This window comes from Variovorax sp. TLI9-5A (assembly GCF_056867935.1).
Genome location: NZ_CP200310.1, coordinates 5,303,482 through 5,330,156, shown reverse-complemented (window position 1 = coordinate 5,330,156; position 26,675 = coordinate 5,303,482). Strand labels below are relative to the sequence as shown.

Sequence of the window (26,675 nt, the reverse complement as noted above, 5' to 3'; positions counted from 1 at the left end):
CTGCTCAATACTGGTGATCTAGTCCGTTCGCCTTTGCGCTGACACGGTGCTATTTACGCGGCGCGCGGCCAGTCATCCGGCACGAGCTTCAATCCGTCGCGCCAGCGCTCGCGCAGCGCCTCTTGAAACCGGGCGTCGTCACTGAAGTCTGGGTGATCGGTAATGAGCACCTGGAACTTGCCTTGCAAGGTCTCGACGACATCGAAGATCAGGCCGAAGAGCCTTTTGACGGCCCGGCGGTCCGTGTCAATCTTCTCCTGTGTCACGCCATTGTCGGGTACGGTGTCGGGGGAGAAATGCGCCTGCGATAGTTGGTCCAGAAGCAGGAAGGAGGGTACCGGGCGGCCACGGCTCGCGAACCATGTGTGCAAGGCGAGGTGTGCGACGATGTGGTAGCCAACGTGGTTTTCCCCGCTGCCGATCTCGCGCATGGGCACCGGCCGCTCCGGCGTGTCGGCCACGACGGTCAAGTTGCGCGAATCGAGGCGCAGTGGCGAATCAGAGTATTCCAAGTCGATCTGCTTGGCATAGTTGGAGAGGTATCGGTTGACATTGGACAGACAAGAGTCCAACTTCGCCTGAATCGTGTCCGTACTAACGGCCTCGTCGAGCTGGACCTCTTGCATCCGCAGCGCTTTCAGCCGTGCCTGTTGCTCGCTGACGTCCGGCATCTGAGGGATGTTCTCCATGTACAAGCTGATGCGTCCTAAAACCATGGCGCGCCGTGCTTCGGTGTCGGCGGCCAACTGCAGGCGCTGGCTGCCGCGCTTGACGGCCGTGAGCAGCGTTCGGTTGTCGTCGAGGCGGCGGCGTACGTCGGCGAGCTGGGTCTCCACTTCTTGTATCGCGGTTGCGATGCGCGGGGTCGCGGCATCCATCGCGCCGCTGCGCTCACCGATGTAGTCCTGCGCGGCGCGCAGATCACCGATCGACGGCACCTGTGAGGCTTCGGGCAGGTCCTGCAGGCACAGCGGGCAAGCATGCCCCGGCGCATCATGCTCAAAAACCGTCACCGCCTGGAGCCGGGCCGTATGTTCGCGAGCCTCTGCGGCATAGCCCCTGGAACTGCCTTCGAAGCTGCGGGCGCGCTCGAGCGTCGACTGGAGCGTGCGCTGCTGTCGTACAAGTTCGCTACGCACGTCGGAGAGGCGACGGAACTCGACGTCGTCGCCAGCTTCCGATGTGGCAGATGGTACGGGGGTGTTTTGTACTACGCGCAGAGCCTCGATCTTCTCTTGCCAGGAGGCGTTGTCGTCAAACGTGCTCAGGCCGATTGCCTTCGCCTCGGCTAGCAATGTGTCGGCGCGACCCAGACCCTCCCCGCGAATGGCTGCTGCCTCCGCGAGCTTGCGCTCGATCTGCCGGATCTCAGCGCGCACGCGCTTGAGTTCCTGCTGCTGAGCGACGTATTCGTCGGTGACGGCACCAAGGAAGTAGGGGAGGGTGTCCTTGATCGACTGCGCCACGAAGCGATCATTTGATCCGTGAAACAGGTACTTGCGCTGCGCGATCTCGGACTGCGATTGGAAACAGAAGGTGAGCGCGTGACTGATCGTGGCGGCCAACGGATCCCGAGTCTGGCCTGGAGGGGGCTCGTGCAAATAATCGGAGATGCCAGCCCAAGACGCCAGCAACGCGCGCAGACCGTCGCGATTGGTGGTCGCACGTAGCATATCGGCGGTGGGGATCGGTACCTCACCGTCGGCTTGCACATATATCACTTCGTTGGACTTCCCGTCGCCTTTTGGCAACTGGCGCGCCACGAATGCTTGACCGCGACCGGTCTCAAGAAGCAGGCCGAACCACGCGACATTGCGTCGCACCTTGCCTTCCGGTACGTCGATTTCCTTAGCGCCCAAGGCGTAGTCGATGATGCCCAGAAGAGACGACTTACCGGTGCGTGGATCGCCCGAGATGATGTTGACTCTGCCCGGCTTGAAGGGCACCACTCGGTGCCGGCCATCGTGACTGTAGACTACGACGGCGCGAATCTGGATCATGCTTGTACTCCCAACAGCGCCAGTACGGTTTGCGGCGCGCCCGCTTTGCACAGCCAGCGGCCGACAAACGTCGCCTGCCGCATGCAGTCCCTTACCTCGGCGCTTGAATCACGCAAGTAGGCATTGATTTTCTTCAGAGATGCAGCGTTGGCCTTGAGTCGGTAGCCATCGAGCGACAGCAGTTCATGCTGTGTCCCGAACAGCAGTGCCTCGCGCACCGCCGCGCGCAAGACGACCACGCCCTTGGCGACAGCTGAACGTTCCAGTGGGTGGTCATTTACCCATGTGGGCAGCGAGGTGGCGATCGAGCGAGGCAATTGTTCACGCGTCTGCCCACGCAACACTAAGCTTGTACCGACGAACGCCAGTGCGAACGGCAGGCTGCCCGTGTCACTGCCGAGCGCAATGGCCTCGGTGTGATAGCCCCGCGCGAGGTGCCATACGGCGATCGCGCAGAAGGCCGGATTGAGCAAGTTGCGCTGCTCGATGGTGCGGTCTTGCCAGACACTCATGCCACGCAACCCTTACCGGACTCACTTAAGACCGCCTGCAGCCGCGTCTGGAATTCGGGATGCCAGCCGAGGCGCAGATCCTCCGCCAGCATGTGCAGCGAACCTCGACAGACCCAGGGCACATTGACGCCCGATCGGATCGGCACATGTGCGTCCTCGGCCCACTTTAGGATGGCCCGGCCGGCCCGGGCCATGGCGTCCTCAGAGGCGCCGGCGCCGAGTTCGTCGCAGGCCTGAGCGAACTGCAGTTCCCACTCCGTATGTAGGCGCTGGTCGTACTTCTGCAGGTCGGCATCGAACAGCAGGTCGTCGCGAGCCCAGGCCGAGCGCTGACGGAAAGCCTGCAAGTAGCTAGTGATCGCGTTGCGAATGCGTAGTTGGCTGCCTCCGACTAGCTCCACCTGCTTGTAGAAAGGGCGGCTGGCGAACTCTGGCAACTGCTCCAGTGCCACCATCAACGCGTCAAGCTCGCCGTCGATCGGCAGAGAATTGGGCTTTAGCGACTCCTGGATCTCCGTGATCTGGGCATCGATCTCCGCGCGTGGGATGCCACCGGCGGGTTGGACCAGTTCGTCGAGCACACGCCTGAACCACCAACCTTCGAGCATTTGGACTGACAAGTCCTGGTGGTGCAGGGAGACATGGTAGAGCTCAGACTGCAATTGCGCTTCGATAGCGGCTACGTCGGGCTGGGACGGCAAGACGTAGACACGGCCCAATAGGGCCTCGCGCTCAGCTTCCTCTAATCCTAGGTACGCTTCGAACGCTTCCTTGAGCTCGGTATTGCTCGATGTGATTGCAGCCTGCTCGAGCAGCTTGGCCGCCTCGGCCACGTCGCGTCCAGCCCCTTCCACACCTAATGCGGCGCAGGCGCTACCCGCGGGGGCGTCTGCAGTGGTGATCAAGAATCGGGCTGTCTCGAGCGGAATCTCTCCGCTGGCCAATCCGACAAGCCAGATTCGCAGGGTCTTCCACACCTCTGAGCTCAAGTCAGTCAAGTTGGCTACTGCGTTAAGAGAGTGCTTGGTCTGCAGCACGGCGTCGGCCTTGCCGCTGACCTCGAAGCTCACATCGTCCAGCGTCTCAATGCTGACCGTGAAGTCGCCGACGCGGCTGCGTCGGATGGACCAAAGCAGCGCGATCCGGACCTGGTAGAGATAGCCCGCCATCGAACCGGCGGCGCCGAAAGCGGAAAGGGCTGGACTCATGGAGATGAACCTCCTGGGAGCACTATGCAATCGAAGGGGTTCGGGCTCCGAATAGTTGCACGAATGCCTGCAGTATCTCGGTCTTGCCCGAAGCGTTCGAACCGACGAATGCGATGAGACCCGCGCTTAGCGGGATGCCTGCCGGAGGGAAGGCCAAAACACCGGAGCCCAGTGATCGTGACACTTTCGATATGCATGGCCGATGTCCCTCGTAGTCAGTATTCTCATTGCTGTGGTCCTGCAACTCGGCGGCAGCGTTGCATTCGTCTAGCCTGCTGGGCGAATCCCTTCTCGTAGCCACGTACACCTACTCCTGCAGTACATCAGTTCGTCAATGGAGAGCCCGTCTCTGTACCCACTGGATCTTGGGCCACTAAGCTCACAGACCACAGTCCCTCGGCCTCCTGCTGCAGAACCAAAAGATCATAGGTCCGGACCATGTCGAGCAGTCCTGAGTGGCCATAGAGCTTCGGTGAGAAGGCTGGATCGGTGCGCTTCAGATATTGCCCGAGGGCCCCGAGACCGACTTTGCCTTCGGAGGTATCGCTGGCGAGCAGGCTGACTGCATCGACGAGGAAACGCGGCCTACGTTTGGCTGCCGGCTTCGTCGCTTCCGGCTTTACCATCGCTGCCTTCACGATTGCTTTCTCGGGCGTGTCCGGTGGTAGTTCAGACGCTTCTGGTCTCACCCACTCGAAGAATTGGTCGCTGGCATTGCGCAATGCGTCTGGTGTCTTGGCTTCGCCGACGATACACACCGTCGCGCCGCGCTCGCGAAGCTTTCGGCACAGGTATGCAAAGTCGGAATCACTGGTAACCAGGCAAAAGGTCTCGGCCCGATGATCAAACATGGCCTCCATTGCATCGAGAGCCAGCGCGATGTCTGCGGTGTTCTTGCCGGCCGCGTACTGATACTGAAGGCAGGGGGTGAATGCCAACCGAACCAGAGCATCCTGCCATTTGTGCGCAAGAGTGCCGTGATTCCCGTAGCCGCGACGCAAGACAACACGACCGAACTGAGCGATCACGCGCAATGCATACTCAAGAATCTCTGGGGTGACGTTGTCGCAGTCAACGAGGACGGCGACGCGCGTCTCACCATTCGCGGATGAGGGATTCATTTACGCGCTGTTTCAGCACGAGACGGTACAGATACTTCGGGACCGCTTTGAGTTCGCATGCTCTTCGCCTTATGGCCTCGTCTGCAGAAGCACAAGGCGCCGTGAGTCAATCAGCGGTATCTGGCAAGGATCGTCTGCAGGCGATCCTTGGCTGCGGGCTTCAGCCGTTCGGATCCCGCTAGCTCACCGGCTTTGGCGAGGATGCTGTTCTTCGCTTCGGTTTGAGATGTCTTGTAGAACTGAAGAAGTTGCTGGGCGTTGTCGGAGACAGGCGTGGGGACAGCTTTCGATGCTGCACGATAGACCATGCGCTCCGGACCTGGCAGAACGCCGGAAAGCTTCGGCTGAAGCACAGTCAGCATCGCAAGCTGGATGCCGATGGTCTCGACATACTCGTCCTGATACCACCTGCCCTGGCTCTTCTCGAAGGCCATTTCGTAGCGCTGCAAGATCGGCGGCAGCCCGTTGAGAATCTCGTTCGTGACCTTTTCGCTGCCGACACCCGCTTGCGCAAGGCCATAGAAAATCATTGCCGCGTTGTCCGCATTCAGAACCGTATCAACGCTCCTGCCACCTTCATCGCGCAGCCACAGCGGCTCGTCAGGGTAGGCAATCTGTCGCTTCTCCATCGCACGAAGCGCGAGCACGTACTGATTCAAAAGGCTGGAACTCTGGACGGCAGGGTACGGAAGTGCTGGAAGCGTTGCTCTACCGCAGGCGGACACCATCACGATTGCGCAAAGAGCGAGTACGAATCGAGTTCGGAGCAACAGTTTCATGCGGCCGAATGTAATCTTTGGTTACTCGTGCGCCATCCCATATTTAGGCGATAGGGACTTCATCCAGACACGCGATACGCCGGAGCGGTTTCCGAAGCGTATGGCACTGTCCACACCGGACATGAAGTTGGCGATCTTCAGGTTGAGGGAAGCCGTTCGGGAGAAAGGGGGCTCTTCGCTCTATCGGATCTCTTCTAGAGCTACGAGATGCAACTTCAGACGGCCCTCGACTATGAGTCGAAAAAGAAGTCGGCATACAGTCCGAGACCCGGCAGCAGTCTTCACGAATCAGGGCGTGCTTTCGACGTCGACCTGGGCGGACTGAAAATGGGTTTAGACAAGTTCTGGGCGCTCGCTGCAAGCGTCGGAGTCGTTCCTATTAATTCGGAACCGGATCAAAAGTTGAGCGGGGCTTGGCATTTTGAGTGCAGAGGAAGTCATCAGCTGCTCTATGACTACTACAAGAGCGGGAAGGTGCGTCATGATGACCGCGCCTCCCCAAATTTGGGGATGCCAGCGCTAGATGCTTGTACGCCAAAATTCGGTTCCGGAGGTTTCGCCAACTGGAGACGCCATGCACCTGGAAGTGATCCGAGACCGCAGTCTTTCGAGCAGCAAAGGCGAATTCGGGAAGCTCTACTTGGATGGAACGTTCTTCTGTTTTACATGCGAGCAGCGTTGGAACGACAACAAGATCGGATCATCGTGCATACCACTGGGTAGTTATGAACTGCTTCCCTACGAATCACCCGCCCACGGCAAAACAGTGGTATTCCACAACCCTTTGCTGAACATATTCGGGACGAGGGATCTGATACCCAAAGGCAAGAAAGGTCGTAGCTTGTGCGAGATCCACAATGCGAACTGGCCCTTTCAACTCAAGGGCTGTATTGCTGTCGGTAAAAAACTTACCGACATTGCCCCTAACGGCCTTGGTGTCACGAGCAGCGTTGCGACGTTCAAAGAACTCATGTCAAGACTGGGAAACCGTCTTGGCCACACTGCGGAAGTTGCGTAGCGAATAGCCGGCGAATAGCAGCTTACCTAGGCCAACGTCAGAGGACGGCAAAGATGACCACAAAAGCTACTGAGCGGTTGGCCTCGGAGCATGCCATTATTCGCGACAGACTGCTTTTTCTCTTCGGACTTGTTGGGGTAGTGCTTGCCTTTTCGGTGGGTATCTTTCTTCCATGCCCCACGACAGGTCAGCAACGCAATCAGACGATCCTCTTCGCGCTTACGGCTGCCGCACTCGGGGCGGCCATCCCCGGTATGCTCAAGTTGCAACTGGCGATTCCCGGCAACAAGAGCAAGATCCAAGCGGGCGGAGGATTGGCAATATTCGTGGTCGTCTACCTCTTGGATCCGGCCGGGATCGGAAATGACCGAGGAGATCGGGCATTTAGTAACGCCACTTGCCAAGGCGTTGCCCCAAGCGGCTTTGCCGTCAACAAGACAACGGTTCCGAAGGAGGTCCTCCCGGAGGAGGTTGGCCCGATTGCGTCATCAGCCGCGCTGGGACGACCGGTCAAGTTCAACTTCAACTATGAATATGGCGAATACGCCGGCCTTCGGAAATGGACTCAGGTGAAGCCAGGTGTATGGTCCGAGGTCTATCCCAATCCGGCAATCATCACGGTGTTCACGGAGCGCGGCCGCGACCATATCGACAAATGCACGGGGACCCGGGTCGCGGCGGACGACAGTCGAAACCTCGAGATCTTCATCCCCGATCTAGCCTGCACCGACAAGACCCTCTTCTGGCGATCCAAAGCCGAACCCGCATGGCATGTGCTCGGCCTAATGAAGAATGCCAGCTGAAGCCGGCGGCCTTGCCCGGCACTTCAGCAAAGACCCATTAGTGTCCCGTCCCGCAAATAACTGGCATTAATTCTGCATGTCGATGCGGTATCTTGGGATCGGAGATACCGCGATGAGAACAGGAAGGCCGAAGGCAGAGCTGGTGTTGAGTGACGACGAGCGAGCGCAGTTGCAGTCGTTCGTGCGCAGCCGCTCGCTGCCCGCCGCGCTGTGCAATCGCGCGGGCCTCGTATTGGCCAGCGCAGCCGGCGAGCCGAACAACGCGATCGCCGCACGGCTGAAGATGACCAAGCAGACGGTAGGCAAGTGGCGGGCACGGTTCATCGAGCGGCGCATCGCAGGCCTGTACGACGACGTGCGCCCGGGCAAGCCTCGCACGATCGATGACGAGCGAGTGGCGCACCTGATCAAGACGACTCTGCACACCAAGCCAGCCAACGGCTCGACGCACTGGAGCGTACGCACGGTGGCCGCCGAGACAGGCATCTCCAAGACCAGTGTGCAGCGCTACTTCCAACTCTTTGGCCTGCAGCCGCACCGCACCGATAGCTTCAAGCTGTCCAACGACCCGTTCTTCATCGAGAAGCTGCGCGATGTGGTCGGCCTGTATCTGAGCCCACCGGACAACGCGCTGGTCATCTGCGTGGACGAGAAGAGTCAGTGCCAGGCGCTGGAGCGCACGCAGCCAATGCTGCCCATGGGGTTCGGCTATGTCGAGGGCTTCACCCACGACTACAAGCGCCATGGAACGACCACGCTGTTCGCGGCGTTGAACGTGCTCAACGGTGCGGTGCTTGCGGCGTGCAAGCCGCGCCATCGGCACCAGGAGTTCCTGTCGTTCCTGCGCGAGATCGACAAGGCCGTGCCGCCTGGGTTGGGCATCCACTGTATCGTCGATAACTACGCCACCCACAGCCATCCGAAGATCAAGGCGTGGTTGGCGACTCGGCCGCGCTGGCACATGCACTTCATTCCGACCTACAGCTCCTGGCTCAATCAGGTCGAACGCTTCTTCGCCCTCATCACCGACAAGACCATCCGCCGCGGCTCATTCTCCAGCGTCAGGCAACTCGTGCAACGCATCGATCGCTTCGTCACCGCCTACAACGCCGATTGCCAGCCCTTCAAGTGGACCGCCACCGCCGACTCGATCCTTGAAAAGCTGCATCGACTTTGCTCACGTATCAGCGGGACAGGACATTAGGTGCAAGTAAAAGCCATTGGCGTTGGCGGCGAACTGGTTCAGGTACTTCAGCACCGTGCGTGCAATGTCCGCCGGAAGCAGCCTGCTGAGCAAGAACTCCTGAAGCGCATCCTTGAACCGCGTGAAGGCATGGAATCGCGTGAGCAGCGCGGAGCTCGCCGCCAGCAGGGGCACTATGGACAGCAAGGTCGTGAACGCCAGGCTTCCGGCGACTTGTGGCAGGCGCTCTTTCCGGGCGCGGTCGATCGTCAGGCGGGCCAGGGCAAACATGTATCGCTGAAGGAGGAAGAATCGAACGGTTTCGCGGCCGCAAGAAGCTGTCCCCTGTAGGCCACGATGGTCCGAGTGTCTGTGGATCGAGCCAATCTCTTGATTCCACCGGCCGAATCGACATTGCAAACTGCCCTTGGCTGTAGAGCGGCCCGATTCCAGAAATCTTCAGACCTATATGACTGAAGTGAGCAGTACGCCGCGCGCTTCAAAAGTCGCTATCACCAGCTTGCCAATCCGGGAAGCCTCTTTCGCAAATCCGACTTCATATACGCGGCTTGTCTTGGTTCGGATCAGGCCCCTGCACGAATGAGGTCGACCAGAACAGCCTCCGGAGGCATTTTGCAAGCCCGACACCAGTCCAAGTAAAGCAAGACGTCCACGTATCGCTCACCGCGCTCAATTTTTGAGATGTAGGACTGGTCGACCTTCATGCGCGAGCCGAGCTCCGCTTGCGTCAGCCCCGCAGTCCGTCGAGTTCCGCGCAAATGCTTGCGCAGTACGTCGTAACGGCGGTGATGGATGGACGGAAGCATCTCTCGATGCTCGCCGCCATCTCAAAAAAGGCCGTTTTGACCTTTTTTATCTATGATCTGGCCCTTGAGGAAATGCCGTTACGGCCTTTTACGTGTAGGTCGGTTGCCCCGGCAGACATGTAGCTCATTCCCATTCCGTTCAATAAATCGAGGAGAACATTCATGACCAACTTCGTCCACTGCCGCGGCTGCGGCCACCAGATCCACGAAACCGCCCCAACGTGCCCCAAATGCGGAGCCCCTCAGGCCGTTGCGGCACAGATGCCGTCAGCGATTCAGACGCAAGGAAGTTCGCCTCCCAGTCCTTACGGTTCCATCCCCTGGTTCCGCCAGCGCTGGGCCCTGGTCTGCATGTTCCTGGTGTTCCCGCCGGCTGCCGTCGTCATCGCCTGGAGCGGGGAGATCTACTACCTCGTCGGCACCACCATCAAGACCCTCCCAAAGAGCGCCAAGATCATCATGACGGTGATCACGGCGGTACTGCTGATCGCCCTGGCGGGCGATGACGAGGCCTTCCAGGGCTTCGCCGGCATGCTGCTCATCGGCGGCGCCATCGGCTTGTCGATCCGTAAGTGAGCGGACCGGTCAACCACTTCCTTCCTCTCCACACACCATGAAAACCATCATCAAGGCGCTTCTCGCGCCGTGCATGTCCGTGGCCGCCGCACTTCTGCTGGCCGCCTGCGGCCCCTCGACCCTGGAGTTCCGCAACGCCGAGGTCGTCAACGGCAAGATCTTCCGGGCTGGTGCCGACAAGCCGTACTCAGGGCACCTTACCAACATTCCCGCACGTACAGCCCTCATGGGCCGCAGGGACTACGGGGCTTACCACCAGACCCTTTCCAACGTCTACACGTCGCTGGGCATCCAGGCGGACATCTACACCGCTGTCGCTGTCTGCGACGTCGATGTCGATCAAGGTGTTCTGGATGGCAAGGCAGTCTGCCGCGCCACTGCGGACCAACTGCTGTCCGACGAGATGAGTTTCGACAAGGGGGCGCTGGATGGACGCATCAAGACCTACTTTCCTCGCAACGGCAGCAAGCTCGCAGCAGAAGCACAGTTCGACAACGGCGTCCTGGACGGCGACATGGCGATGTACGGGCCCGAGTCGGGGCGCAAGATCCTGCAGATGAGCTTCAAACAAGGGAAGGTGCACGGCAAACAGGAAATCGTCGACGACGAGACCGGCAAGCTGGTCTTCCGGACCACGTACTCCAAGGGCTTGGTCGACGGCGAGCTCGTACGCTATTCACGCGGCACCGACCGGCTGACGTACTGCGTCAGGATGGTCGACGGGATCAAGGACGGTATCGAAGAAAACTACGACGTCTTCTCCGGCAAGCTCAGGGATCGCAGCGAATGGAAGATGGGCAAGCCCCATGGTGACGTCGTGGTCGCCACGCTGGACAGCGACAGGAACCCAACGGATGAACTCCAGGTCGTGGCCAGATACGACAACGGCGTGGAAGTGCCGTTGGCACCGACAGCGAAGTCGGCAGTGACGGTGGTGCCACCGGGCACTGCCTCCAATGTGCAGGGCTGCGTGGATACGCAGATCGTCGCCTTCCGCGTCCAGCATGGTGAGGACGAGTTGATCACCGCTGATCAGCTTGGTGAATGGGAGGCCGAGTGCCGAAGCGGCAAACGCCCAGGCTGATGCCTCCGTCTCGATCTTCCAATCCTTCTCAAGCCGCCTTCGGGCGGCTTTTTCGTTTCTGCATCCCATCTCACCCGGCCGCGCCCGGCGTGCCCGGCCCTACCCGGCCGTGGTGGCCGGGCGCTATGCCGTCTGCTCATTTGCGCAGCGCGGCCCGATGCCTTCCCAGATACCCATTTGCCCGACCACCCATCGGGCCAAGACTTGGAGACCCATGGAACTCATTACCCCCGAGTTGCGCCAGCTGCTGCTCGCCAACGGCGAAGCCTCGCGCGATAACCCTCGCTTCGATCCGCCTCCCGTGGTCAAGTGGTTCAACCCCTGCGGGGCCGCGACCTGGCTCATCACCGAGCTGGACACCGGAGACGAAGACCTCGCCTACGGCTTGTGTGATCTTGGTCTGGGCACCCCTGAGATCGGAGTGGTGTCCGTGCGCGAGCTGTACTCGATCCGGCTGATGGGCGGTGCTCTCGGTGTTGAGCGCGACCTGCACTGGAAAGCCAACAAGCCGCTGAGCGAATACGCACGCCTGGCACGGCTTGCAGGCCGCATCGTCGACTGACGCCTGTTCCTCCTTCGCTCCCCGAACTCAACAACCCCCTCGAAAAGCCCGGTCCGGCCTCGCCGTCGACCGGGCTTTTTGCCGTCTGGGTCCGGCCTTTCCAGCTCTTCTCTTCTTCTTTCTTCCACCTGCTTTCAAAGGAGCACTTTCACCTTGTCTTCCCTTCAATGTCCCAACTGCGGCTGCGACCGCATTGAAACCCGCGACATCGCCCAGCGAACCGGCGGCACGCTCGGCGGCCTGGCAGGTGCCGCCGGCGGCGTTGCCGGTGCGCTTCGCGGCGCGCGCGTCGGCTTTGCCGTCGGTATGGCCGCCGGTCCGGCTGGCGGAACGATCGGCACTGTCATCGGCGTGGTGCTCGGTGGCCTGGGCGGCGGCGCCCTGGGCACCGAGGTCGGCGCCATCTTCGGGCGCGTTGTCGATGACCGCGTCCTGAACAACTGCAGGTGCACCAACTGCGGCCACACCTTCAGCGGCCGACGGGGCGTGTCCGACGGACCGTGGTCGTCCCCGGACCCAGCGCCGGCGTCGTCACCGTTCCGGCCAGCAGGGCCGTCCCCAGCCGAGGGCCCGTTCTACGACGACCCCGAAGACCCGGACCTGGACCTGGACTAACGCAGCACTCGCGGTCCCGGTTCTTCTTTTCTTCCCCATTTTCTTCCTCATTCCCTTCCCATTCCCCATGGCACATCTCATCGAACAAATGGCCTTTGCAGGTGACACCCCTTGGCACCTGCTTGGCCACCGACTCCCGCCCAAGCAACCGATCGACGTCTGGGCCCGCAGTGCCGGCATGGACTGGACCATCCGAGAAACCCCCGTGCGCTACATGAGCGAAGGTCCGGAGACAGACCCGTCCCTCCAGACCCTGGAGTCCTTCCAGGACCACAAGGTCCTCTATCGCAGCGACACCCAGGCCCCCCTGTCCGTCGTGAGCAGCCGCTACCAGGTCGTGCAGCCCCGGGCGGTGCTCGAGTTCTACCGCGACCTTACTGAGATCGGTGGCTACGAGATGGAAACCGCCGGCGTGCTCAAGGCCGGACGCAAGTTCTGGGCACTGGCGCGCACCGGCAAGCAGGCCGTCCTCAAGGGCTCGGACGTCGTCGACGGCTACCTGCTGCTCGCCACCTCCTGCGACGGCACCCTCGCCACCACCGTCACCCCGACCACCGTCCGGGTGGTCTGCAACAACACCCTGTCCATCGCGCTGGACGGCACGAGCAACGCGATTCGGGTGCCCCACAACACCCGCTTCGATGCCGACGCCATCAAGCAGAAGCTGGGGATTGCTGTCTCCCAGTGGGACCACTTCATGCACCGCATGAAGCAGCTGTCCGAACGCAAGGTCAAAGAGAAGGAATCGCTGGACTACTTCCTGCACGTGCTGTGCGGACCGAACGCCCATGAGGCCATCCGCAAGCAGGGCAATACCGGACAGCCGGGCCTGCCGCATGACCGTGCCCTGAAGACAGTGCAAGCCCTCTACGAGGGCAGGGGACGAGGCGCCGAACTCGCTGCCGCCAAGGGCACGGCCTGGGGTCTGCTCAACGCGGTGACCGAGTTCGTCGACCACGAACGCCGGGCCTGCAGCCCCGAATACCGGCTCGACAGCGCCTGGTTCGGCCAAGGCGCGGCGATCAAGCAACGCGCCCTTGACCGCGCACTTCAGCTCACGTCCTGAAGCCCTCTCACAGGGGCGTTTTAACCCCCCGTCCCCCCAAAAAGAGGCCTCTCTCCTTCACAGGAGAGGGGCTTTTTGCCGGATGGACATCAGAACCTCTCAAGGAGAAAAGCATGGTGAATACACGCGCGGAGCGTCTGCGAGCGACGTACCCCGCAGGGCGGCCGCAACTCCAACTGGTCCAGCCGCCTCAGCCCCAACACTCGCGCTGCGACCGATGGCCCGACATGCGCGAGCCCGGAATCGGAGACCTCGATGCGGCCGCTGCCCTCGACCGGGATCCCTTCAAGTCCCAGGTCCGCCTCTGGATGGAAAAGACCGGCCGGCGGGACCTGCTGCACCCCGTGCGACTGAATAACGACAGCAGCGCGTACTGGAGCCGGTTGCTCGAGCCGATCGTGGCGGCCCACTACACGATGCGGACGGGGCGCAAGGTACGCTGCGTCAACACCACGTGGCGGCATCCAGAATATCCCTGGATGTCCGCCACCGTCGTTCGCGAAGTCGTCGCATCCTCCGAGGTCCAACTACTCGAGTGTTTGTCGGTCGGCATGCAGATGGCCCCGCTGTGGGCCCTGGGCGTTCCCGAGTACATCCGGCTTCGCATCCTGCATCAGCTTGCGGTCACGGGCGCGCAGGCCGCCGATGTGGTCGTGCTGTTGGGCGGCCAGGAGCTGCAGGTCTACCGCATCGAACGCCACGAGTTCGAGATCGCGCGGCTCATCCGGCAGGAGCGGGCGTTCTGGCGACATGTCGAGCGCAACCAGGCGCCTCCCCTGTCGGATGGCGATGGATGAGCGCTGCGATCGCCCCGCGACGTCAGCGAGCCCGCCCGAACGGCCACCAGCGCCGGCGCCGCAGGGTTCTCGTCTCAAGCGGCCGAAGGTCCAGTGCGTCGTAGTTCGTAATCGGCGCCCCGGCACGCCGACGCAGTTCCGTCTCGAGTTCGTGCGCGATACCGCGGGCATGAAGGTCTCCCGCAAGGGCCTTCCTGCGCCACTCGGTCGCCATTGCGCTCAGCGCCTCGTCGGGTAGCTCCTGCTGTGTCGTCATGCCGAGATTGTGCCGTGTCGATTCACTTCTAGAGATACAGCTGCGTGTGCCGGAGGGCACTGTGGCTCTTCTTCTCCTCCCAGCTCCTTTCTTCTTCACCAGCCCGCCTTGCGCGGGCTTTTTGACGTCCAACCGATGCATCACCTTCTCTCGCAGCCCATCTTCCTCCTCCAGGTCGTCTTCCCTCGACCTCGCGATCTGAATGGCGCTGATTTCGCACCGGTGCCCCGGTCCGACGTGGAGACCTGACATGGGCACCATCGTCTACTGCGCTACCAAGGACCAGGCCGTCCATGACGAACTGGCCAGCGTCGGCACCCGTGGCACGGTGTTGGCGCACCGCGTGATCGGCAACCGATTGTGGTTCCTGGCCCAGACCCGCACCGGAGACAACGCCGGACGCAAGTGGATCGGCCTCACGCTGATCGACTGCCGGCATGGCGAGGCGGCCGTCAGGAGCATGGACGAGACCGTCGGGCCTTGCTACTACGACTGCCCACTCGCTTTCCTCGAGCAGGCGGACGCGCCCATGAGCAGATATGCCGGCGCCTGGCGCGAGCAGGTGCGTGCCTTCCACGCGAACCGGATGGCCAGGCGGGCGGCGATCCGGCCAGGCCTGCGCGTCGCTTACGGCGACCACACCTATGTGCTGCGCCGCAGCCTCGGACGCCGGGGCTGGGACGTCGCGCGGGAGAGCGACGGCCTCGTCTTCCGCCTCAAATCCCGACAACTCGGCCGCGCCACGGTGCTGCCATCTCTGGAATCCCGACCATGAACAACGATTTCCAGCGGCGCGAAACGGTGCCGCCCTACACCCGCAACCTCGCGGCGACCGACCAGCTCAAGTGGTCGGCCGAGTTCGAGGTGCCCGCGACTGGCGCCGACATTCTGATTCGCATCAACGACATCGGCCGCGCCAAGGTGGTGGGCTACGCGACGCTGGACGGCTACCTCGGCGTGATGTCCGTGCCCCATGACCCGCCGCCCTGGTGGGTGCGCCAGAACGGACCGCCCAGCCTCGAGAATTCAGCGCTGGTCTTTGGCGCCGAGATCTCTCCTATCACGTCGAAGGAGAAGATGCCATGAGTGGCCTGTCCCTGGTGTTCACGGCGGACATCGAGGTCTTCGACGAAGAAGCCTTGCGCCGTGCGGCCTGCGCGCAAGCCTCCAAGGAAGGGCTCACCGAGGAGGGCTGGGCATCCCTGCACCAAGGCATTGCGAGCGACCTGATCATGCTGCTCGATCCGGGCTCGATCCCCGGTGCCGGCTTCGAGATCCGGCACTCGGCGTGCGAAGCAGATGGCGGTGGCGCATGAAGCGATCGTCACCTCCGACCAATGTCGAGTTCGTCACGGACCTGATGCAGTTCAGCGCCCACGGGGCGTTGATCCAGGTCTTTGTGTTGCAGGCGCTGGACGTGTACTCGCAGAGGGTCGCGGCCGCCACCCCCGAGGCCCTGGACACCACGCTCGTGAGTGGCCATGCCTGGCATGGCTGCGCGCTCGAGGTGCGCGCGAAGCTGGCGCGAAGGCTTGGTGAGGAGCACCGGCTCACCGGGATCGGCTTCCGAGAATTCCTCTGCGTCTTCTGCCAGCTGAAGTCAATCACTGGCGATCAGTCGATTGACCCGAGCGCCGCCCTGGCGCTCGCGCCGGGCCATCACTGGCTTTTTTGGACCTTCGGGTCCTTTTTCTGTTTCTGCGCGACCCCGAATCCTTCCGCGCCTGAAGGGCAGGGGAGGGCGCGCGTTCGTTTCTTTGCCGCGCTCGGGGTACTTCCCCCATATAGAGGAGCTGAACTTGGCCTCCATGCATTCGTGCGGTCGACCGCAGCGATCCGTCGCTGCGGCCACGCCGCCATCCATTTTCACGTACCACTTCACCCGGATCAGCCGCAATGCGAAGACCGGCCCGATTCCCGTCACCACGACTAGCGCGAACTCGTGCCCCCCGGGCTGCAGTCTCAAGCGCAACGGCTGCTATGCCGAAAGCGGGCCCTTGGCCTTGCACTGGCGGGCCGTCTCTGACGGAGAACGCGGTGGCAGCTTCGATGAGTTGCTTCAGGATATCTCCACGCTTCGGCGCCACGCGCTGTGGCGGCATAACCAGGCGGGGGATCTGACACCATCCTCGCCGGGCGTGATCGACGCCAGGTTGCTCAACAGGCTGGCAATGGCCAATAGGGGGCGACGCGGGTTCACATATACCCACTATCCGCCGACACCCAAAAACGAGGCGGCCGTCCTCAACGCGAACCGACTTGGCTTCACGGTCAACCTCAGTGCCGAAACGTTGGGCCAGGCCGACATGTATGCGGACCGCGGCGTCGCGCCCGTTGTAGTCGTCCTGCCCAAGGACACCACCAAGCCAGTGCGCACGCCCGCAGGCCGTCCAGTCATCGTGTGCCCAGCTAGCCTGGGGAACACCGACTGCCTGAATTGTGGGATCTGCCAGCAGCGCGATCGCCTCGCAATCGTGGGCTTTCCAGCGCATGGGGCCGAAGCGAAGAGGGTGCAAACGGTGTTCTTCGGGGAAGCGCCCCTATGAGGCCCGTCGACGTAAAAAAAGAAGGGGGGAAGAACAACACGTTGCGCTCGACGAGGCATTCCTACAACAGGTGGATCGTGTCATGCTTATGCGCAAGCAGTGTGATCCATATCGCCTAGAAGAAGTCCAGCGGGCCACGCAGCAAGAGACTCATCTGGCCATGTTGGTGAATGAGTACGACATGGATCGATTGAGTGACCGATTGCACAGCCGAGGGGATTGAGCGTGAGTCTGAGTGCCTCTTCAAGGATCTGATCCTTGAAGAGGCACTCATTCGGTCAGCCAAATTGTTTTTGGGGAAGCAGAGTCGCGTCTTGCGTGGCAGATGAGCGCATCGGCCCCGCCCAAATGAAGCACCGGACCCGCCTTTCAACGGGGCGTTCGAGGATTTGACGCTGACCCAGTGGAAGTACGGATAGCGCAGACAAGGAGTCAGCCAGGACCGTCGCTCGCAGCCGCGAGCAGCGGCACCAAGACGTCGCTGATGGGTGTTGGAATGTTGTGAGCCTGACCGCGCCGTGAGACGACGCCGTTGCGAATGTCCCATTCGAGCGGACGGCCGGCTTCGCGATCCGTGAGGATGGATGTGCCCATGTCGGCGGGAGACGCCTGGAACTTGTCGAGGATCGCCTGCGGCACCTCGTCGCCAAGCTCGGCGCCCTCGGCGCGGGCCACCGCCAGACATTCCTGCAGATAGACCAGGGTGAGCCTGGAGATGTCGGACCGGCCGAGCATGCCCGAGCGACGATGCGCACGGCCACCATGTCCTGCTGCAGATCCTTGTCGATGCGCACGCCTGCGTCAAAGCCATCGCGCACGATATCGGTTATTGCGGCGTCCGCAGTGATCTCCATGGAAACGCCCCGGTGCATCGCCACGAAGCGAGCGGCCAGACCGGCCAGCAGGAACTGGGCGACCGGTGCGGGTGCATTGATCCTGAGGGTGCCAAAGGGGGAGTCGCGATGCTGGTTGAGCCGCTCCACCGCCTTGTGAATCAACGCCAGGCCCGGCTCCAGCTCACTGAGCAGCTCCAACCCGGCAGCGGTGGGGGTGACGCTGCGCGTGGTTCTTGTCAGGAGCGTGACCCCCATCTGTTCCTCCAGACGGCGAATCGCCTGGCTGATCAGCGACACGGACACATCGCGCTGGGTCGCTTCAGCGCGGCAGGAATGCGTCGCTGAAGAAGTTGCCTGCCTTCAGGCCACCGAACTTGTGAAGTCTCTGCAACATGCGCACACCCTCGAAGCGGGCATGGCCAGGAAATAAGGTGACCTGAAGAGGCGGCTCAGGAAGTCGTTTCCAGCCGCCCGGCCGTGAAGCTGGCCCAGTATTCCCGTATCACCGCCTTCAGCGTGCGCATGCCCTCGGGGTCTCCCTGCCACAGCGCGGAGAAATACGCCTTGGCTTGCGCCAGGGAAACGTCTGGTGGCAATGGCGGCACCGCGGCGTCGGTCACCATTTCGAGCAGCACGGGCCTGTCGGCCGCGAAGGCCGCGTCCCATGCGCCGCCGATGGCTTCGGGCGTGTCTACGCGGATGCCTCCCAGCCCCAGCATCTGCGCAAAGCGCGCATACGGAAAGTCGGGCAATTCCTGCGACGCCTCGAACTTCGGGTCGCCGCCGAGTACGCGCTGCTCCCAGCTCACGAGGTTCAGGTCGCGGTTGTTCAAGACCATCACCACGAGCCGCGGATCGACCCAGTCGCGCCACAGCCGCGCGATGGTGATGAGGCCGTTGATGCCGTTCATCTGCATCGCGCCGTCGCCCAGCAGCGCGATGACGGGCCGCTCGGTGTGGACGTGCTTCGCCGCGATCGCATACGGTATTGCCGGCCCCATGGTCGCCAGACCGCCGGAGAGGCTGGCTTTCATGCCGCGGCGAAGCTTGACGTCGCGCGCATACCAGTTGGCGGCCGAGCCGCTGTCGCAGGTGAGCACCGCGTAGTCGGGCAGGCGGGGCGAGAGCTCCCAGAACACCCGCTGCGGGTTGATCGGTGATGCCGGCACGTGCGCGCGTGCCTCGAGCACGCGCCACCAGTGCGCGACTTGGCTTTTGAGGGATTCGCGCCACGACGCCTCGCCCTTGGGCTCCAGCAGCGGCAGAAGCGCCGCCAGCGTGGCGCTGCTGTCGCCCATCAGACCCAGCTCCACCGGGTAACGCAGGCCCAAGGCGCGCGCATCGGTATCGATCTGCACGCAGCGCGCCTGGCCTTCCTCAGGCAGGAACTCGGCATAGGGAAATGACGAGCCAACGATCAGCAGTGTGTCGCACTCTTCCATCATCCACGAGCTGGGCCGTGTACCGAGCACGCCGATGGCGCCTGTCACGAAGGGAAGGTCGTCGGGCACCGCGGCCTTTCCGAGCAGCGCCTTGGCGATGCCCGCGCCCAGCCGCTCGGCCACGGCGATGAGTTCGTCGCCCGCATGGAGCGCGCCCGCGCCGGCGAGGATCGCCACCTTGCGCCCTGCGTTCAGGATGTCCGCTGCGTATTGCAATGCATCGGGCGGCGGCACCACCGACTGCACCGTGGTGCCGATGCCGCTGTGCACCGTGCCGTGCTCGCGTGGCGGCACCGGCACCGCGGGAAACTCCTGAAGGTCGTTCGGAAAGATCACGCAGGTCACTGTGCGCCGGTCGCGCGCGATGCGCATCGCGCGGTCGATCAGGTGCCGCACCTGCTCGGCGCTGGTGGCCATTTGCACGAACTCGTGGGCAACGTCCTTGAAGAGCGAGACGAGATCCACTTCCTGCTGGTAGTCACCGCCAAGCGCGCTGCGCTTCTGCTGTCCGACCAGTGCCACCACCGGCTGGTGGTCGAGCTTGGCGTCGTACAGACCGTTCAGCAGGTGGATGGCGCCCGGTCCCGAAGTCGCGAGGCATACGCCCACCTCGCCAGAGAACTTGGCGTGCGCGCAGGCCATGAACGCGGCCAGTTCCTCGTGGCGGGCCTGCACGAATTCGATGGCGCCATCGGCACGGTCGAGCGCGCCCACGATTCCGTTGATGCCGTCGCCCGGATAGCCGTAGATGCGGCGCACGCCCCATTGGTGCATGCGTTCGACGACGAAGTCGCCGACTGTGTTCGTTGCCATGGTGGTGCCGCTCCTCAGCCCATGTCGGGCTGGCCGTTGGACGCCATCAGCCCGCCATCCACCGGCATCGCGACGCCCGAGACAAAACTTGCATCGTCACTCGCCAGAAAGGCAACCACGGCCGCGATCTCCGAGGGATCGGCACCGCGCCCGAGCGGGATGCGCTCGGCGAACTTCGCCATCAGCGCGTTGTCGCCTTTCATGTCCTCGGTCATCGGCGTGAAGGTGAGGCTGGGGCACACGGCGTTCACCCGCACGCCGCTCTTGCCGTGGTCCAGCGCGAGAGCCTTGGTGAAGTTGACGATCGCGCCCTTTGACGCGTTGTAGAAACCCATGCCCCAGTCGCCGCCCAGGCCGGAGACCGAAGCGGTGTTCACGATGCAGCCCCTGCTGCGCACCAGATGCGGCATGGCCGCGCGGCAGCCGTGGAACACGCCGCCGGCGTTGACTGCCATGATCCGGTTCCAATCTTCCAGCGGCGGCTGCGTGACCGTGCCTTCGACCGCGATGCCGGCATTGTTGAAGAGCACGTGCAGCGCGCCGAAGCGCTCGATGGTCGCATCCACCAGTGCCTGCACCTGGCTGAAGCTGGACACATCGGTCAACTTCACCAGGGTGCGTTCGTCCGGCAACTCACGTGCCACATGCTGCAGCTTGGCAAGCGTGTCCCCCGCGAGCACCACGTTCGCGCCTTCCCGCGAAAAACGATGCGCGGTGGCTTCGCCAATGCCGCTGCCCGCGCCGGTCACGATGACGACGCGATCCTTGAAACGTTGCATATCGATCCTCACGATCATGTGTTCGGGTGATCTGCGGGCCTTACTTCTTCATGGCCTTGATGTCGGCCTTGCCCTTGTCCTCTTGCGCCTTGGCCTGCTTCATGCAAGCGGACTTGGCATCGCCCTTCTGGTCGTCGCACTTTTCCTTGGCGATGCTGTAGGCCACCTCGACCCTGGCTTCCGCCAGCTTGCGGGCGCCGCTGTCGCTGGGCCGGACCTTCTGGTCGAGTTCGGCCTTGGCGATCTTTTCCTTGCCCTTGGCCTCTTCCACGCAGACGTCCTTGGCGTTGTCCTTCATCGCATCGCAGGCTGCGCGGTCGGCCTTGTAGTCGGCGGCGATCTTGTCGCGGCCCGCCTTCAGCTCGGCAACTGCGGGATCGGCAGCGGGTGCCGTGGGCGCGTTCATCTGCGCATGGGCCGAAAGCACCGTGAGACAGGATGCGGCAATACAGCTGTAGACGAGTTTCTTCATGTCCATCTCCTTGGAACGCCGGCGCTCGTTGCACACAGGATGGAACCGGGGAGGAGGGATCGGGTTGCCGATCAGGCTGGCAGCTCACCCGGCTCTGGTTGTCCGGCGCATGAGGTCCAGACTAGAAAGCACCACGGATGCGTCGATAGGACGCTGGGCGATGCGGCCGTCAGTGCGTGCTGACGCGAGGCCGGTGACCCATGCGCCAGGGGAGCTGCTCACCTGGTGCTCCTGGTCGGGGGCTGGTCGTTCGGTGCGATGACCGGCGCGACCGGTTTGTCTGGAAGAGACGCATCGCTGTTCGCGCCGCCCCTGGCCTTGTCCGCCTCGGCTTGTGCCGCGCAGGCGGATCTTTCGGTTGCGCCCTTCAGGTCGTCGCATTTCTTCAGGGCGGCGCGGTAGATGGCTTCCAGCCTTGCTGCCTCGGCGGCCTTGCTTGAGTTGCCTTCGCCCTTGGGCTTGGTCGCATCGATTTCCGCCGGAAGAGGGAAGAGTGCTTGCGCACTCGCCTGACTCGAAACCAGACAGATCAGGGCAACGACGACGAACTTCAAGCAAGGTCCCGGCATGGTGGACGGGCTGATTTTTGGGTGCTTTCCGCTTTGCTTGAGATCCAGAGCAATGCACGCGGTGCCTCTTCGATTGTTCAGCTGTGGCGCTTGAAATACTGAATCTCGCGCTCGTGCTGCTGCGCCTCTTCTCGCGAGTTGAATGTGCCCAGATTACGGCGCTTGCCGGTCCTTGGATCGGTCTTGCGCGAATAGAGGCGGTATTCCCCCGAAGCAAGTTTTCGGATCATTGGAGACTCCTTTCCTTTGCGTGTTGGCGAAAGAAATCCAATCTGTGTCGCAGCCGCAGGCGCTTGTGTCGGACAACTTCACTTCGCGCTGAGGGAGCCGAGGGAATCCAGTTGCCTCGTCAGAGGGACGCGGGCGTCTGCACAGTATCGAGAAGCCTTTTCGCCGAGAATTCGATTGGCATGAGCGAGCGGTGCGCGTATGGTGGGTTCACTTGTTGCTCGCATCAATCCATCGATCCTGATAGCACGCCTGTACTGAGTACGGAGGTGTGCCATGGACGGAGAGACTTACGCCTACAAAGGCCGATCAGGGTTGTGGACCTGCACGGTCTATCGACAGAAAAGTGACGAGGACAATTTCTCCGCGACGAGAGAAATTGTTTTGAGTGGCCGGCACCGATGCAAACTCGTGCTGTGCCGTCCGGATATTTCTGTTGAAACAGGCATCGATATTCTCAAGCAGGCACGGGCCTGCTCGCGCTGCCCGTGCTGGCTGGGTCGGCAGCGTATGCGCTCGCGAGCCTGCTCGGTGTTCGCAAGGGGCTAGACCGCGCGCCGGGCAAGGCCCCGGCGTTCTACGCCATCCTTGCCGCCGCGATGCTGATCGGGCTGGCCATCGGCCTGTCGGGCATCAGCCCGATGACGGCGCTGGTCTACGCCGCCATCATCAACGCGCTGGCCTCGGTGCCGATCATGATCGGCGTGATGCTGGCAGCGTCGAGCCGCAAGGTGATGGGCGATCTGGTGATTGCGCGCCGCCTAAAGATCGTGGGCTGGGTGGCCACCGGCGTGATGCTGATGGCGGCCGTGGCGACACTTGCGACGGCGTGGTCCTGATCTGGTCAGGCCATTACCTCCATCTCCGCCATCAGTTCTTCCTTGCGCTGCGCAAGCAGCTCTCGCATGGCGACGAGGTCGATCCCACGCGCCGCGCGTGCCTTCACGAAGATCTCGTTGCGCTCTTCCTTCACGTGATGGTCGATGTACTCGCCGAGCACCTTCACCTTGGCGTCGAACTTCTCGTCGATCTCGGTCGCGTCCTGGATCTGCGCGATCAGTTCCTTGGCGCTGGCGTGCTCCACCTCGGCTTCGTCGAGCAGGTCGGTCTCGCTGATGGCTTCACGCAGAGCGGGATAGAAGATCTCTTCCTCGATCTGCGTGTGCACCTGCAGCTCCATGCAGATCTGCATCGCGAGCTCGCGTTTCTTGTCGGGTGCGCTAGCGGAGCGCGAGTGGGCGAGGTCGTCGTAGGAAGTGAAGAGCTTCTTCACGTTCTTGTGGTCGGTATCGAGAAGGCTGCAGGCATCGGGCGTGGCGCGGCGGGTCGTTGGCATCGTGGGCTCCATAGGTGGGTTGAGGGGAATCGAGGGACAAAAGAAGAAGGAGCCCGCAAGATGGAGCGCGCGACTGCTGCCCGGCGTAGGAAGGCATCGGACGTGACCGGCGGCGCACATCTTCCTGAGCAACAAGCCGAAACACCGGTGACGCTTGCAAGGTACGACCGCGCGGGGGTCGGCATCGCCTTGCGGCCTCATGTAGGCGGAGCCAAGGGATGGACGGCGGACAGATGAGCCGTTCTCCCACATCCCGGCCATCCCCATCGGACAGAAAAAGATGTCTCTTCCCGCAACTCACCTCAAGGAGCCACGATGAAAGACACGAATCCGTCTCACGACAAGAACCCGTCCCGCCAGGACGCAGCGCCGGGCGATCGCGACAACGCAGATAACCGGCAGCGCATACCGACGCCGGCACCGGAAGACGTGAAGCGCCACGCAACAGAAAGCCGGCGCGACTGCGAGAACCACATCGGCAGCGACAACCAGACGCAGATCCGTCGAGGCGGAGGCATGCGATGAACGCGGTCGATCTGGACCGGTGCATCACGCTGTGCAATGTGTGCGCACTGGCGTGCCAACGCAGTGCGGCTGGATGCATCCAGGAAAGAATGGAAGGCATGGAGCGCTGCATCGCACTCGATGTCGACTGCGCGGCCGTGTGCACGCTCGCGGTTGGCGCCATGGCCCGCAACAGCGAGAACGTGGGCTCCATCTGCGCCCTGTGCGCCGACATCTGCAAGTCCTGCGGCGATGAATGCAGTCGCCACGATGCCGAGCATTGCCAGCGTTGTGCGCAGGCCTGCCGCCAATGCGAAGCCGAGTGCCGACACACGGCTGCGGCCTGACGCACCTCACCCAGAGGGTTCACATGACTCAACGAAGAAGCATCCATTCACCGGGCAGCCCATCGAAGACGCCCGAGCCGAAGAAAGCTGCGAATCCGGACGGCCGGACCCCCGTGGAGCTGCCCGGCGATACGAAGAGGCCAAAGCCCGATTCCTCCCCGCACAGCAAGCCGCGCAATGCCCTGAAGTGACGCGCATCGGAATTTCCGGCTGGCGCTATGCGCCTGGCGCGGCCGCTTCTATCCGGGGCTTGGCGCAGTGGGACGAACTGGCCTTTGCGTCGCGGATGTTCTCGACCATCGAGATCAACGCCTCCTTCTACTCGCTGCAGCGCCTAGAGTCGTATCGCGCCTGGAGCAGACGCCCGAGGGCTTCGTCTTCGCGCTTCTCACCTTCGACTACCGCGGTTGGCTCGTTTCCTGTGGCACTCGGCGTACCGATCGCGGGGTCTACGAGCCCGTAGTTTTCTGCCGCTCAGGCAATTCGGATGAAGAGAACATCCGGCTTCCCGCCGATACGGACAATGCCGCCTACGCCACGGAGGCCGAAGCGCTGCGTCATGGCGAACAGCAGGCCATGCGATGGATTCACGAGCGTAGTGGTGTACGAAGTGGCGCCTGAGCGCACTGCATACCGGACCATGCTGAAGGCGGATTGCGCATAGAACGGGTGGTTGATGACGAACTGCGGCCGGCGTTTTCCCGGTCGACGCCAGTACAGCCCGACGGGCCCCACGCTTTCCAGGGCCGCGATTCGGTCCAGGCCGCATGAGCGCCAAGTTCCGTGCGCCTGGCTGGATGTATGCGTACATACGCCTTGGCTCCCTTGCTGGCGCGGCCTCGCGCTCAGATAAAGGGCACGCCTCCGGTCACCGCCACCGTGGCCCCGGATATATAGCTCGCCTGGTCGGAAGCAAGCAGTACGTACACCGCCTGCAGCTCCGCTGGCTGGCCTGGTCGCTTCATCGGCGTCTGCATGCCGAAGTTCTTCACCCTGTCGGGCGGCAGCGTCGATGGAATCAGCGGCGTCCAGAACGGGCCCGGCGCCACGCAGTTCACGCGGATGCCCTTTTCGGCCAGCAGTTGGGCCATGCCGCCGGACATGTTCTGGATCGCGCCCTTGGTCGCGGCGTAGGCCACCAGCGTGGCGTTGGGCTTGTCGGCGTTGACCGATGCCGTGCTGATGATGGCGCTGCCCGGCTTCATGCAGGCCGCCGCCGCCTTGCAGAGAAAGAAGTTGGCGTAGACGTTGGTTCGGAAGGTGCGGTCCAGCTCCTCAGCCGTGATCTCGGCCAGGTCCTTGTGCGCCATCTGGAAGGCCGCGTTGTTCACCAGGACGTCGAGCTTGCCGAAGCGCTCCATGGCGGTGTCCACCAGCTTCCTGCAATGGGACTCCTCGCGGATGTCGCCGGGCATGGCGACGCAGGTGCGGCCCTCCTTCTCGATGAGTTCTGCGGTGCGCCGGGCGTCAGATTCTTCCTCGGCAAGGTAGGAGATCAGCACGTCCGCACCTTCGCGCGCGAAGGCGAGCGCCACGGCGCGGCCTATGCCGCTGTCGCCGCCGGTGATGAGCGCGGCCTTTCCGATGAGCTTGCCGGAGCCGACGTATGAAGACTCGCCGAAGTCCGGCGGCGGTTCCATCCGCGATTCAAGGCCGGGCGGCGCCTGGCGAGGCGTGTCGAAAGGAGGCTTCGGGCCGGATTGCATGGGATGTGTCATGACTTTCTCCAGACGGAATGAAACAGGGGTCTCATGGCTTGCGCTTTCGCCCGGCGGGCAGACGGATGCGCGAGCCGGGGGTGGTCGCGATGCCGAAGACCGTGTCGCACTGCTCCAGCAGCATCGCGTGGCGCCTGTCCGTCTGCGTGGCGGTGCAGTCCTTCGGAAGCACCACCTCGAAGCCGCGCATGCGCGCGTCGGAGGCCGTGCTCAGCACGCACTGGTCGCTGGCCACGCCGCTCACGATGAGGCGACGCGCCTGCAGAACGCCCAGCAGCTGTTCGAGCGGCGTGGCGACGAAGGCGGATTGCTGCGGCTTCAGCACGAAGTAGTCGTCGTGGTCAGGCGCGAGGCCGGCAGTGACGGTCGCCCCAAGGCCGCCGCCAGCCATCGACAGGTCCACCAGCGCGCTGAAGTCGGAACGCCAGCGGCCGCGGTTGTCGTTGGCGTAGATCACAGGCACGCCCCGCGCCTTGCACCGGCGCTTCAGGGCCGCGATGGCGGGCGCGACCGCCGCGGCGGCGGGCAGCAGCCTGTGGGCGTCGGGAAAGTCCCAGCAGCTGATCATGTCGATGATGAGCAGGGCGGTTTCACCGTTAGCCGCCTCGACCGCCAGCGCGCCGCGCGGCGGCGACGAACTGGCGGAGAGACGGCGAGGCGCGGCCATGCTCAAACCGG

General features: G+C 62.8%; 33 protein-coding genes and 3 pseudogenes. 18 read left to right on the top strand and 18 right to left on the bottom strand.

Annotated features, from left to right (window positions below):
- Nucleotides 1–53: 53 nt before the first annotated feature.
- The 5 genes from AC1VNX_RS25410 to AC1VNX_RS25390 all read right to left on the bottom strand — a co-directional run bounded on the left by AC1VNX_RS25410 (nt 54) and on the right by AC1VNX_RS25390 (nt 5,620).
- Nucleotides 54–2,000, bottom strand: coding sequence for a DUF3732 domain-containing protein (locus AC1VNX_RS25410; RefSeq protein WP_483160395.1), 1,947 nt, complete (start codon nt 1,998–2,000; stop codon nt 54–56).
- On the bottom strand, nt 1,997–2,512 hold the full coding sequence (locus tag AC1VNX_RS25405) for a three component ABC system middle component (protein ID WP_184605504.1): 516 nt from the start codon (nt 2,510–2,512) through the stop codon (nt 1,997–1,999). Before AC1VNX_RS25405 ends, AC1VNX_RS25410 begins: the two co-directional genes overlap by 4 nt.
- The gene (locus AC1VNX_RS25400) at nt 2,509–3,720 is read right to left on the bottom strand and encodes an ABC-three component system protein (protein WP_483160394.1); all 1,212 of its coding nucleotides are present in this window, start codon (nt 3,718–3,720) and stop codon (nt 2,509–2,511) included. Before AC1VNX_RS25400 ends, AC1VNX_RS25405 begins: the two co-directional genes overlap by 4 nt.
- 323 nt (nt 3,721–4,043) lie before the next feature.
- The gene (locus AC1VNX_RS25395; RefSeq protein ID WP_483160393.1) at nt 4,044–4,841 is read right to left on the bottom strand and encodes an NYN domain-containing protein; all 798 of its coding nucleotides are present in this window, start codon (nt 4,839–4,841) and stop codon (nt 4,044–4,046) included.
- Nucleotides 4,842–4,951: 110 nt separating this feature from the next.
- The gene (locus tag AC1VNX_RS25390) at nt 4,952–5,620 is read right to left on the bottom strand and encodes a hypothetical protein (protein WP_483160392.1); all 669 of its coding nucleotides are present in this window, start codon (nt 5,618–5,620) and stop codon (nt 4,952–4,954) included.
- Between the two features lie 574 nt (nt 5,621–6,194).
- Between AC1VNX_RS25390 and AC1VNX_RS25385 the strand changes: the two genes are divergently transcribed.
- The 3 genes from AC1VNX_RS25385 (at nt 6,195) to AC1VNX_RS25375 (ending at nt 8,645) form a co-directional block, all read left to right on the top strand.
- The gene (locus tag AC1VNX_RS25385; protein ID WP_483160391.1) at nt 6,195–6,638 is read left to right on the top strand and encodes a DUF5675 family protein; all 444 of its coding nucleotides are present in this window, start codon (nt 6,195–6,197) and stop codon (nt 6,636–6,638) included.
- Nucleotides 6,639–6,691: 53 nt separating this feature from the next.
- Complete coding sequence (locus AC1VNX_RS25380; RefSeq protein ID WP_483160390.1) at nt 6,692–7,441, top strand: hypothetical protein; 750 nt, start codon at nt 6,692–6,694, stop codon at nt 7,439–7,441.
- A gap of 112 nt (nt 7,442–7,553) precedes the next feature.
- Nucleotides 7,554–8,645, top strand: coding sequence for an IS630 family transposase (locus tag AC1VNX_RS25375; RefSeq protein WP_483160389.1), 1,092 nt, complete (start codon nt 7,554–7,556; stop codon nt 8,643–8,645).
- Here the strand turns inward: AC1VNX_RS25375 and AC1VNX_RS25370 are convergent.
- Entirely contained in the window at nt 8,619–8,915 is a 297-nt protein-coding gene (locus AC1VNX_RS25370; protein WP_483160388.1) for a YhjD/YihY/BrkB family envelope integrity protein, read from the bottom strand. The genes AC1VNX_RS25375 and AC1VNX_RS25370 overlap by 27 nt on opposite strands.
- Before the next feature lie 293 nt (nt 8,916–9,208).
- Nucleotides 9,209–9,451 (bottom strand): helix-turn-helix domain-containing protein, encoded by a 243-nt coding sequence (locus AC1VNX_RS25365; RefSeq protein ID WP_354425558.1) that lies wholly within the window; start codon nt 9,449–9,451, stop codon nt 9,209–9,211.
- Nucleotides 9,452–9,613: 162 nt separating this feature from the next.
- On the opposite strand from AC1VNX_RS25365, the gene AC1VNX_RS25360 reads away from it, so the two are divergent.
- The 6 genes from AC1VNX_RS25360 to AC1VNX_RS25335 all read left to right on the top strand — a co-directional run bounded on the left by AC1VNX_RS25360 (nt 9,614) and on the right by AC1VNX_RS25335 (nt 14,151).
- Complete coding sequence (locus AC1VNX_RS25360) at nt 9,614–10,027, top strand: hypothetical protein (RefSeq protein WP_483160387.1); 414 nt, start codon at nt 9,614–9,616, stop codon at nt 10,025–10,027.
- 37 nt (nt 10,028–10,064) lie between these two features.
- Nucleotides 10,065–11,111: a toxin-antitoxin system YwqK family antitoxin gene (locus AC1VNX_RS25355; protein ID WP_483160386.1), complete on the top strand. Its 1,047-nt coding sequence runs from the start codon at nt 10,065–10,067 to the stop codon at nt 11,109–11,111.
- 214 nt (nt 11,112–11,325) lie between these two features.
- Nucleotides 11,326–11,673: a DUF2958 domain-containing protein gene (locus AC1VNX_RS25350; RefSeq protein WP_483160385.1), complete on the top strand. Its 348-nt coding sequence runs from the start codon at nt 11,326–11,328 to the stop codon at nt 11,671–11,673.
- Between the two features lie 153 nt (nt 11,674–11,826).
- Nucleotides 11,827–12,288 carry a hypothetical protein gene (locus AC1VNX_RS25345; protein ID WP_483160384.1) on the top strand — a complete coding sequence of 154 codons (462 nt, stop codon included), beginning with the start codon at nt 11,827–11,829 and terminating at the stop codon, nt 12,286–12,288.
- Nucleotides 12,289–12,355: 67 nt separating this feature from the next.
- Nucleotides 12,356–13,354, top strand: coding sequence for a DUF932 domain-containing protein (locus tag AC1VNX_RS25340; protein ID WP_483160383.1), 999 nt, complete (start codon nt 12,356–12,358; stop codon nt 13,352–13,354).
- Nucleotides 13,355–13,467: 113 nt separating this feature from the next.
- A complete protein-coding gene (locus AC1VNX_RS25335; RefSeq protein ID WP_483160382.1) occupies nt 13,468–14,151 on the top strand; it encodes a YqaJ viral recombinase family nuclease in 684 nt (227 codons plus the stop codon).
- Nucleotides 14,152–14,173: 22 nt separating this feature from the next.
- Here AC1VNX_RS25335 and AC1VNX_RS25330 read toward each other — a convergent pair whose 3' ends face one another.
- Nucleotides 14,174–14,407, bottom strand: coding sequence for a hypothetical protein (locus AC1VNX_RS25330; protein WP_483160381.1), 234 nt, complete (start codon nt 14,405–14,407; stop codon nt 14,174–14,176).
- 250 nt (nt 14,408–14,657) lie between these two features.
- Here AC1VNX_RS25330 and AC1VNX_RS25325 point away from each other — a divergent pair, with 250 nt between their 5' ends.
- The 5 genes from AC1VNX_RS25325 to AC1VNX_RS25305 are packed head-to-tail and all read left to right on the top strand — an operon-like array spanning nt 14,658 to nt 16,953.
- Nucleotides 14,658–15,182, top strand: a complete 525-nt coding sequence (locus AC1VNX_RS25325) for a hypothetical protein (protein WP_483160380.1) — start codon at nt 14,658–14,660, stop codon at nt 15,180–15,182.
- Nucleotides 15,179–15,493, top strand: coding sequence for a hypothetical protein (locus tag AC1VNX_RS25320; protein WP_483160379.1), 315 nt, complete (start codon nt 15,179–15,181; stop codon nt 15,491–15,493). Before AC1VNX_RS25325 ends, AC1VNX_RS25320 begins: the two co-directional genes overlap by 4 nt.
- On the top strand, nt 15,490–15,723 hold the full coding sequence (locus tag AC1VNX_RS25315; protein ID WP_483160378.1) for a hypothetical protein: 234 nt from the start codon (nt 15,490–15,492) through the stop codon (nt 15,721–15,723). Before AC1VNX_RS25320 ends, AC1VNX_RS25315 begins: the two co-directional genes overlap by 4 nt.
- Nucleotides 15,720–16,340 carry a hypothetical protein gene (locus AC1VNX_RS25310; protein WP_483160377.1) on the top strand — a complete coding sequence of 207 codons (621 nt, stop codon included), beginning with the start codon at nt 15,720–15,722 and terminating at the stop codon, nt 16,338–16,340. The genes AC1VNX_RS25315 and AC1VNX_RS25310 overlap by 4 nt, the downstream gene beginning before the upstream one ends.
- On the top strand, nt 16,270–16,953 hold the full coding sequence (locus AC1VNX_RS25305) for a DUF7227 family protein (protein ID WP_483162013.1): 684 nt from the start codon (nt 16,270–16,272) through the stop codon (nt 16,951–16,953). The genes AC1VNX_RS25310 and AC1VNX_RS25305 overlap by 71 nt, the downstream gene beginning before the upstream one ends.
- A 432-nt stretch (nt 16,954–17,385) precedes the next feature.
- On the opposite strand, the pseudogene AC1VNX_RS25300 reads toward AC1VNX_RS25305, so the two are convergent.
- The 7 genes and pseudogenes from AC1VNX_RS25300 to AC1VNX_RS25270 form a co-directional block, all read right to left on the bottom strand.
- Nucleotides 17,386–17,706, bottom strand: a pseudogene (locus tag AC1VNX_RS25300) (ketopantoate reductase C-terminal domain-containing protein); the annotation flags it as partial.
- A 53-nt stretch (nt 17,707–17,759) separates the two neighbouring features.
- A pseudogene (locus AC1VNX_RS25295) lies at nt 17,760–18,095 on the bottom strand (LysR family transcriptional regulator); the annotation flags it as partial.
- A gap of 143 nt (nt 18,096–18,238) precedes the next feature.
- On the bottom strand, nt 18,239–20,044 hold the full coding sequence (locus AC1VNX_RS25290; protein WP_483160376.1) for a thiamine pyrophosphate-requiring protein: 1,806 nt from the start codon (nt 20,042–20,044) through the stop codon (nt 18,239–18,241).
- Between the two features lie 14 nt (nt 20,045–20,058).
- Complete coding sequence (budC, locus tag AC1VNX_RS25285) at nt 20,059–20,823, bottom strand: meso-2,3-butanediol dehydrogenase (protein WP_483160375.1); 765 nt, start codon at nt 20,821–20,823, stop codon at nt 20,059–20,061.
- A 40-nt stretch (nt 20,824–20,863) separates the two neighbouring features.
- The gene (locus AC1VNX_RS25280; RefSeq protein ID WP_483156549.1) at nt 20,864–21,295 is read right to left on the bottom strand and encodes a hypothetical protein; all 432 of its coding nucleotides are present in this window, start codon (nt 21,293–21,295) and stop codon (nt 20,864–20,866) included.
- 218 nt (nt 21,296–21,513) lie between these two features.
- Nucleotides 21,514–21,849, bottom strand: coding sequence for a hypothetical protein (locus tag AC1VNX_RS25275; RefSeq protein WP_483160374.1), 336 nt, complete (start codon nt 21,847–21,849; stop codon nt 21,514–21,516).
- 92 nt (nt 21,850–21,941) lie between these two features.
- Nucleotides 21,942–22,094, bottom strand: a complete 153-nt coding sequence (locus tag AC1VNX_RS25270) for a hypothetical protein (RefSeq protein WP_483160373.1) — start codon at nt 22,092–22,094, stop codon at nt 21,942–21,944.
- 471 nt (nt 22,095–22,565) lie between these two features.
- Between AC1VNX_RS25270 and AC1VNX_RS25265 the strand changes: the two genes are divergently transcribed.
- Entirely contained in the window at nt 22,566–22,931 is a 366-nt protein-coding gene (locus tag AC1VNX_RS25265; RefSeq protein WP_483162012.1) for a divalent metal cation transporter, read from the top strand.
- Nucleotides 22,932–22,936: 5 nt separating this feature from the next.
- Here the strand turns inward: AC1VNX_RS25265 and AC1VNX_RS25260 are convergent, their stop codons facing one another.
- A complete protein-coding gene (locus AC1VNX_RS25260) occupies nt 22,937–23,428 on the bottom strand; it encodes a hemerythrin domain-containing protein (RefSeq protein ID WP_483160372.1) in 492 nt (163 codons plus the stop codon).
- Between the two features lie 315 nt (nt 23,429–23,743).
- Between AC1VNX_RS25260 and AC1VNX_RS25255 the strand changes: the two genes are divergently transcribed.
- The 3 genes and pseudogenes from AC1VNX_RS25255 to AC1VNX_RS25245 form a co-directional block, all read left to right on the top strand.
- On the top strand, nt 23,744–23,953 hold the full coding sequence (locus AC1VNX_RS25255; RefSeq protein ID WP_483160371.1) for a hypothetical protein: 210 nt from the start codon (nt 23,744–23,746) through the stop codon (nt 23,951–23,953).
- On the top strand, nt 23,950–24,279 hold the full coding sequence (locus AC1VNX_RS25250) for a four-helix bundle copper-binding protein (RefSeq protein WP_483160370.1): 330 nt from the start codon (nt 23,950–23,952) through the stop codon (nt 24,277–24,279). Before AC1VNX_RS25255 ends, AC1VNX_RS25250 begins: the two co-directional genes overlap by 4 nt.
- 187 nt (nt 24,280–24,466) lie before the next feature.
- A pseudogene (locus AC1VNX_RS25245) lies at nt 24,467–24,666 on the top strand (DUF72 domain-containing protein); the annotation flags it as partial.
- Nucleotides 24,667–25,124: 458 nt separating this feature from the next.
- On the opposite strand, the gene AC1VNX_RS25240 reads toward AC1VNX_RS25245, so the two are convergent.
- The gene (locus tag AC1VNX_RS25240) at nt 25,125–25,997 is read right to left on the bottom strand and encodes an SDR family oxidoreductase (protein WP_483160369.1); all 873 of its coding nucleotides are present in this window, start codon (nt 25,995–25,997) and stop codon (nt 25,125–25,127) included.
- A 31-nt stretch (nt 25,998–26,028) separates the two neighbouring features.
- Nucleotides 26,029–26,664 carry a cysteine hydrolase family protein gene (locus AC1VNX_RS25235; protein WP_483160368.1) on the bottom strand — a complete coding sequence of 212 codons (636 nt, stop codon included), beginning with the start codon at nt 26,662–26,664 and terminating at the stop codon, nt 26,029–26,031.
- Nucleotides 26,665–26,675 lie beyond the last annotated feature (11 nt).